This window comes from Burkholderia sp. YIM B11467 (assembly GCF_052952715.1).
Genome location: NZ_JBQVSQ010000028.1, coordinates 1 through 6390, shown reverse-complemented (window position 1 = coordinate 6390; position 6390 = coordinate 1). Strand labels below are relative to the sequence as shown.

The following is a 6390-nucleotide window of genomic DNA, read 5'->3' as shown; positions in this document are numbered from 1 at the left end:
GAAGTGCTGCCGGACGGCAGCCAGGGCGAGCTCGTGTTCACGTCGCTGACGAAGGAAGCGATGCCGGTGATCCGCTACCGCACGCGCGACCTCACCGCGCTGCTGCCGCCGACCGCGCGCGCGATGCGCCGTCTCGCGAAAATCACGGGCCGCTCCGACGACATGCTGATCGTGCGCGGCGTGAACGTGTTCCCGAGCCAGATCGAGGAGATCGTCGTCGCGCTGCCGCTGCTGTCGGGCCAGTTCCAGATCACGCTGTCGCGCGACGGCCACATGGACCGGCTCGACCTCGCGGTCGAGTTGCGCTACGAAGCCGAGGCGTCCGTCACCGACGGCGATCGCGCGGCGCTCGCACGCGATCTGCAGCACCGAATCAAGTCGATCGTCGGCCTTTCCGCAAAAGTGCACCTGCTCGCTGCAGGCGGTATCCCTTCAGCCTCTACCGGCAAAGCGAAGCGAGTGATTGATCGCCGCAATTTTGCGTAACCATCTCACTTCACCCATCGAAGCAATGGTCTGACTATGCGTCCTTCGAGCCCAATTGAGGATTAGGTATTTCCATATTTCCGAGGGGGCGACGGCGCAGCCTGGGAGATTGGGTGTATTGTCGCCAAGCTCGATTCCGCACGTTCGCAGTACCGGTTTGTCGCTTCGGTTCTGGCGTGCAGTTCCCAGTCGGTCAACATTCGGACGATCCGTGCTGGCACACCCACGACCAAGGTGCGTGCCGGCACCTGCATTCCCGACTTGACGAACGCGCATGCCGCCACGACGGAAGAATCGCCGACTACCGCGTCGTCCATCACGACGGCGTGCACCCCTACCAGAACGTTTTACTCCAGCCGTGCGCCGTGTACCTCGGCGCTGCGCCCGACATTCGACCGCACTCCGAGGAAGCATGTCGAGCCGTGACCAACATGCAACGTACAGTTGTCCTGTACATTTCTAAACTGGATTTACGAACACCGGCCCATTTCGTCCTCCTTCGGCCGAAGTCCTGAGTCGAAGACGAAGTACCACATCAGGTTGCATCAGACTCCGTCCCAGACTACGGTTGGCTTGGACTCACGTGGAGAGCGATACTTCAAAACGCTATGTGGGTGCCGTAAGTTGTAATGCTCGAAGCCGATGGCAAGATTGCGTACGGCCGTCGCCGCATCGGGCTTCGACATGAAGGTCGCTTAGTCGTGCCTCATCGTCTTCACAACGCGCTCCGCCATGCCGTTACGACGTCGTGAATGGCTTCAGGCCGATGTCGGCGGCGAAGGTTTTTTCTCAACAGCGCACACTCGATCGCGTCGCGATACGGGTTGTCCTCCGCATCGCACTTTGAGACGCGCCATCCCGGGTCAATACGTTGTCAACCGTGCCGGGCGGACCACCGCGATATCGCGGCTTGCTACCGTAGCCAACCTCGGTGCGCAAACCTTCGATCCGCATCAGCCGGAGCACGCGGTGACGGCTGCACGTCTCGCCCGATTCACGCAAATCCACCGTGACTTTGCGGTAACCGTAGACGCCGCCGCTGGCCAGCCAGTGATGCTTGATCAGCCCCAGCAGTCGTTCATCTTCGCACTTGCGCACAGTGCCGGACTGGCGCTGCCAGACGTAATAGCCGCTGCGATGAACGCCGAGAACGCGGTGCATCGTGCGCAGACAATGCTCGTTGATATGCGCCCGCATGAATGCGTACTTTGCCGTTATTCCTTTTGCAAAGTTCGCGACCTTTTTAAAATGTCGCGCTCCTCAGTCACCCGCTTGAGTTCGGCCTTCAGTCGTCTCACCTCGGCGCTCTGGTCCAATTCCACCTGCCGCACGACACCCGGCTTATCGAGCTTCGTTCACCACGCATACAGACTATGCGTCGTAATGCCCAAACGCTGTGCCACATCTGCTATCGAATGGTCTCGCTGGATGACTTGCTTGACTGCTTCGATCTTGAACTCATCGGTGTACCGCTTGCCGCTCAGACTGACCTCCTCGGTGGCCATAAATTATGGCTCGAAGATGTCTACGGTAGGCTGGCCGGCCCAGTTTCATAGAAATTCTCTTGGGTGACCGTATGGCAAATTCTAATTTTCAGGTTCGTTAAAATGTCGGATCAGAAACTGATTGCGATCCTTGCCGCGAATCCACGCGGGTTCACGACCACGGCCGGCCCACGTCCGGCCCGTTACAGGATCAAAATACTTCGGCCTGACCCGCGGGACGGGAGTTTTCACTTTCGTCGTCCAGTAACTAATCAGATCGTCTAACGACACCCCATTCACTTCGAGCACTTTAATCAGCTCGCACAAATAACGTTCTCTCTCGCGCACTCGAGTCCGTTCAATTTCCTGCTTCAGTTGATCGAATCGGCTTATTAACTCAGTATACGTACTCATGACGACTACCCCGTATTTCCAAGATCTCTCAAGTCGTTAAGCTGCCGTTCCGCGGCGAAGTCCGTTCGGTTGGCACTCAATGCATCCGAGCTCGAAGGTGCCATAAGTCACATCGACGTCGCCCGCGGATGAAACGGCGCGTGGTGTTGCGCGGTGTCTGCCGGTTCCGTCTGGTCCGACACTGGGATTCGCGCATATCGCATCTCCCGTCGTCACGTTTGCGACCATCGCCGCGGCCGTACGCCGTCACCGGCATCACATGATCAACGAAGCCCCCGCCCGCCCCTAACCGGCGAATCAAACGCCCACGACACCATGTCACATGACCCAGTAATGTTTATACTTTGGGAAGCCACGCATGGCAAGCCCCGTAGTACCAATTAGCTCAGCAAACGGATTCAGCTGACGAAAGAATTGCACTCGACCAGGCGATCATGGACCTGTGGACGGCCCTGCAGTCGCATCCGCCCGCAACTCCTTGCAAGAACAAGCAAACACGCGGCCCTACCGCCGCCATGCCTCTCGATGCAGATTCTTGAGAAAAATGACTCTCATTATCTTGCCATAACTCGGTCAGTCGACCCATAATATGCTCAGGGGTGCAGAAATGTCGTCGCCAATTCTGGCGCTTCCCGTGCCACATCAATGTCATCGAAGTTGACGGATCGCCAAATGCAAAAAAAGGCCAAAGAGAACGACAATGTCGACCAGCAAACTGTGTTGTCGCCTCTATCGGGTCCTGCCGAAGATTCCCGGGCACCGACCGAACGCGGACGCTTGACGATCGCTCGGATATTGACGAATGCATTCGATATTTTCACTACCGAAGGGTATGGCGACTTAAGCCTACGAAAGATTTCCGCAAAAACAAATCTATCTCTTTCAAACATACGGAATTATTTTTCCTCACGCGAAGAAATTATAATTGAAGTTTTCAATACGACCTATATCGAATATATTTCTTATTTCGATGAAATTAACTCTGACGCAACACTTTCCCCCGAGGTTCGTCTTGAAATGTTAGTTCGGTTGTTAATTGCAAAAAACACCCAATCAAAGACCCAGGGGTTTTTTGTCAATCTCTTTGCGCTGGCGCAATCTGAAGTGTTCGCACGTCAAACCGTCGAAGAGTTTTATATGTTTCAGATTGAGCTTATCGGCCAGATTGTGGCCACCCTCAATCCTGTCTTACCCCCCTCCGCGCTCACCCGTCGATCCGAGCTGATTCTTGCCCAGATCGAAGGTCTGATGGTGTTCGTCCCTCAACGCAATCGATTTCCGTCAGATCTTAGAGGTCTCGAAGACGACGCGGTGAAGACAGTTCTTGCACTCGCGAACATGCCTTGACTCGCTTTATCAATTTGATGATTCGATCCAATATACAGAACCACCATCTGCATGAACTACTCAAATTAGCTAAACTCGTCGACCTATCGACCAGTTCGCCAAGGCAGACACCGGTGGCCACGTACCACTACACAACTCAATGACGATCGGCAGGTAGCAGGAGGTCTTCAACAGCGAAGTCGTGGCGCCCTTGTCGACCGGGATCCGGGCCATCGAGTGCCAGCGAGAGTGTGGGTTCATCGACGCCACAATGTTTCCTCCGACTAGAGTCAACCGGCTCACCGGTCCGCATCACGGCCGATCACGCCCTTTCGTTAAGCCAGACCAGTCGGCGCGCCTCTGTCACGGTTTCGCGAACAGCAACGTCTTCGTCGGCTCGTAAGCGCGAATCGCCAACACGCTTTCCGGCGCGCACCGGTAGGTGGCATGCAATGCATTGCGACCGGCGACGTACGTCGTGCCGATAGGTGATGAACTGAGCGCCACACTCCACGCACACTGCAGTTCCCAGTATCTCGCCTTCGACGAATCGCACTAACGTCCATGCACGCGTGAGATCGAGCTCCGACGGGCTGTTGACTTCGTCGCAACATGCTGAGTACTGCTCGAATCCCTTCACGAGTGCCTCGAGCCGCCCACAATCCGCCTCGTTCCGAAGGAAACGGAAAATGCCGTAGAACAACGACGCATGCAGGTTCGCTTTCCAACTCATATACCAGTCGGCGGAGAATGGCAGCATTCCTTTCGGTGGCGATGCGCCACGTACTTCGTGATACAGACGGACCAGCCGCTCGTGCGGCAGCGATAACTCGCTCTCGAGTATCTGGAGCCGCGCCCCTAGCCTGATCAGCGCAACCGCCTCCATTAACATCATGGCATCGGAGGCGAGCCCGGATCGCGGACGCTTGCTATTCATATGGCCTCTTCGCCACCAGAGGCGCCAGTTGCCAACGCCATCGCGATATGTAGGCTTACTATATTGACTGACGGCGTCGAACGAGTCAGCGCCGACACAACCCCTCGCTTGCTCGGGCGCAGCACGCAAATCACTTGCCCCGATGACGCCAGATCAATCATATTCTTGATCGTCAAAGCGGCCAGCGCATCTGCCGTGTCCGCCGTCAGGCCCAAGCGAAACATCCCTGTCGCCCTGTCCTGTTGCAGCAATCGCTGCGCAAGCCACATATAGGACATGTTCAGTTCCCATACTGCGTCACCGACGTTGGCAATGCCCATGATTAACCTCGATTTCCAACGAAAATATGTTGAATGAACTCAAAACATTATTTTCATACCGATAAACAGTTACTTCCGTTCGTTACCGCGATGCAGAATCATGAACCCCTTAGCCATCTTGATCGTTGCGCCGGCCACCGAGCTTGGCGCACCTCGAATTCTGATTATCGTTTTGTATCCAAGCTTCCTTCTTGGATAGATCAAGCTTTTTGTGCACAACACCTTGACATGGTTCAGTTTCTGCAAACTAAAACCCAATGTAAACGGGACGTTAGACCAATCCATTATTGGACTTATATACTAAGACTTTCGTCTACATAATTTATCAATTCTGCATAACTAAAGCATTTCATTAGTCACATCAGAATTTTTCCATGAAAATTCTCATTGCCGACGATCATCCGGTCCTGCGAAACGGCATGAAGGCGCTCCTTCGCCAGAGTGACGCAAATCTGACCGTCATCCAAGCAAACGGCGCGGAAGACGCGATGTGGCTGCTTGACCAGCATGCCGATTTCGATACCATCGTGCTCAACTTGAAGATGCCCGAAACTGATGGATTCGAGGTGATATCGGCAATTGCCGGGAACCACCCGAAATCGCAGATCATCGTGCTTTCTTCGTCGGAAAACCCGCACGACGTCCGCGCAGCATTTGCACACTGCGGGCGCGGTTATGTCCCAAAGTCCGCCAACCCACATACTTTATTGTCGGCCATCACGATGCTGCAAAGCGGCGAGCAGCACGTGCCGCCGCTGGTGCTTGACGAGCTGACGGCACCGGGTCCCGACGACGTCCGCTACCCGTCATCTCGCCAGGTCTCCCTCATGTGTCACTCGCGCAGCGTTTGTGAGACATCTGGTCATTGACAACGTCTACTACCGGCCAGCCCCCGCTCGGTTCGAGGATCAGTAGGTGCCCGGAGCACCAGGCAACATCCATCTCACATCACCGCTTGGACTCGACTTGTCCTGCAGACCGAGATCCCGCGCTATCATTCGCGAGATGCTGCTTGTGTCGGTCCTGAAATCATCGATACCGTCGCTGTGGACGAATCGCATCACCTGTATATGTGGCTTTCGGCTGACACCTTGAGTCCGGCACCCAGGCACGCAGCGTTCTCCTCGGCTTCGGCTTCCGACATCAGTTCGCCTTCCCACTTCGCGACCACCGCGCTCGCGATCGAGTTGCCCACCGCGTTCGTGGCCGAACGGCCCATGTCGAGGAACGTATCGACACCGAGGATCAGCAGCAGCCCGGCTTCAGGAATGTTGAACTGGTGCAGCGTCGCCGCGATCACGACGAGCGATGCGCGCGGCACGCCGGCCATCCCCTTCGACGTGAGCATCAGGATCAGCAGCATCGTGATCTGCGTGCCGAGCGACAGGTGGATGTTGTAGGCCTGCGCGATGAACAGCGACGC

6 protein-coding genes and 3 pseudogenes are annotated in these 6390 nt (G+C 55.9%); 3 read left to right on the top strand and 6 right to left on the bottom strand.

The features are described from left to right. Positions 1-486 (top strand): annotated as a pseudogene (locus tag ACTRWB_RS38015) (phenylacetate--CoA ligase); the annotation flags it as partial. A gap of 545 nt (positions 487-1031) precedes the next feature. On the opposite strand, the pseudogene ACTRWB_RS38010 reads toward ACTRWB_RS38015, so the two are convergent. From ACTRWB_RS38010 to ACTRWB_RS38000, 3 genes and pseudogenes are all read right to left on the bottom strand, one after another. After that, a pseudogene (locus ACTRWB_RS38010) lies at positions 1032-1272 on the bottom strand (integrase core domain-containing protein); the annotation flags it as partial. A gap of 72 nt (positions 1273-1344) precedes the next feature. Beyond that, positions 1345-1970, bottom strand: a pseudogene (locus ACTRWB_RS38005) (transposase); the annotation flags it as partial. 102 nt (positions 1971-2072) lie between these two features. Further along, entirely contained in the window at positions 2073-2384 is a 312-nt protein-coding gene (locus tag ACTRWB_RS38000) for an H-NS histone family protein (protein ID WP_446904909.1), read from the bottom strand. Between the two features lie 672 nt (positions 2385-3056). Between ACTRWB_RS38000 and ACTRWB_RS37995 the strand changes: the two genes are divergently transcribed. Beyond that, complete coding sequence (locus ACTRWB_RS37995) at positions 3057-3731, top strand: TetR/AcrR family transcriptional regulator (RefSeq protein ID WP_446904908.1); 675 nt, start codon at positions 3057-3059, stop codon at positions 3729-3731. 301 nt (positions 3732-4032) lie between these two features. On the opposite strand, the gene ACTRWB_RS37990 is transcribed toward ACTRWB_RS37995, so the two are convergent. Next, complete coding sequence (locus tag ACTRWB_RS37990; RefSeq protein ID WP_446904907.1) at positions 4033-4647, bottom strand: FlhC family transcriptional regulator; 615 nt, start codon at positions 4645-4647, stop codon at positions 4033-4035. Then, the gene (locus ACTRWB_RS37985) at positions 4644-4967 is read right to left on the bottom strand and encodes a flagellar transcriptional regulator FlhD (RefSeq protein ID WP_446904906.1); all 324 of its coding nucleotides are present in this window, start codon (positions 4965-4967) and stop codon (positions 4644-4646) included. The genes ACTRWB_RS37990 and ACTRWB_RS37985 overlap by 4 nt, the downstream gene beginning before the upstream one ends. 374 nt (positions 4968-5341) lie before the next feature. On the opposite strand from ACTRWB_RS37985, the gene ACTRWB_RS37980 reads away from it, so the two are divergent. Next, entirely contained in the window at positions 5342-5836 is a 495-nt protein-coding gene (locus ACTRWB_RS37980; RefSeq protein ID WP_155420292.1) for a response regulator, read from the top strand. Positions 5837-6027: 191 nt separating this feature from the next. On the opposite strand, the gene ACTRWB_RS37975 is transcribed toward ACTRWB_RS37980, so the two are convergent. Further along, positions 6028-6390, bottom strand: a 363-nt coding sequence (locus ACTRWB_RS37975) for a dicarboxylate/amino acid:cation symporter (RefSeq protein WP_446904905.1), incomplete at its 5' end; no start/stop codon positions are given.

Bases quoted from the DNA above. Each gene is read 5' to 3' on its own strand.
- ACTRWB_RS38000 (WP_446904909.1), bottom strand. From the start codon at position 2,384: ATGAGTACGTATACTGAGTTAATAAGCCGATTCGATCAACTGAAGCAG.
- ACTRWB_RS37995 (WP_446904908.1), top strand. From the start codon at position 3,057: ATGCAAAAAAAGGCCAAAGAGAACGACAATGTCGACCAGCAAACTGTG.
- ACTRWB_RS37990 (WP_446904907.1), bottom strand. From the start codon at position 4,647: ATGAATAGCAAGCGTCCGCGATCCGGGCTCGCCTCCGATGCCATGATG.
- ACTRWB_RS37985 (WP_446904906.1), bottom strand. From the start codon at position 4,967: ATGGGCATTGCCAACGTCGGTGACGCAGTATGGGAACTGAACATGTCC.
- ACTRWB_RS37980 (WP_155420292.1), top strand. From the start codon at position 5,342: ATGAAAATTCTCATTGCCGACGATCATCCGGTCCTGCGAAACGGCATG.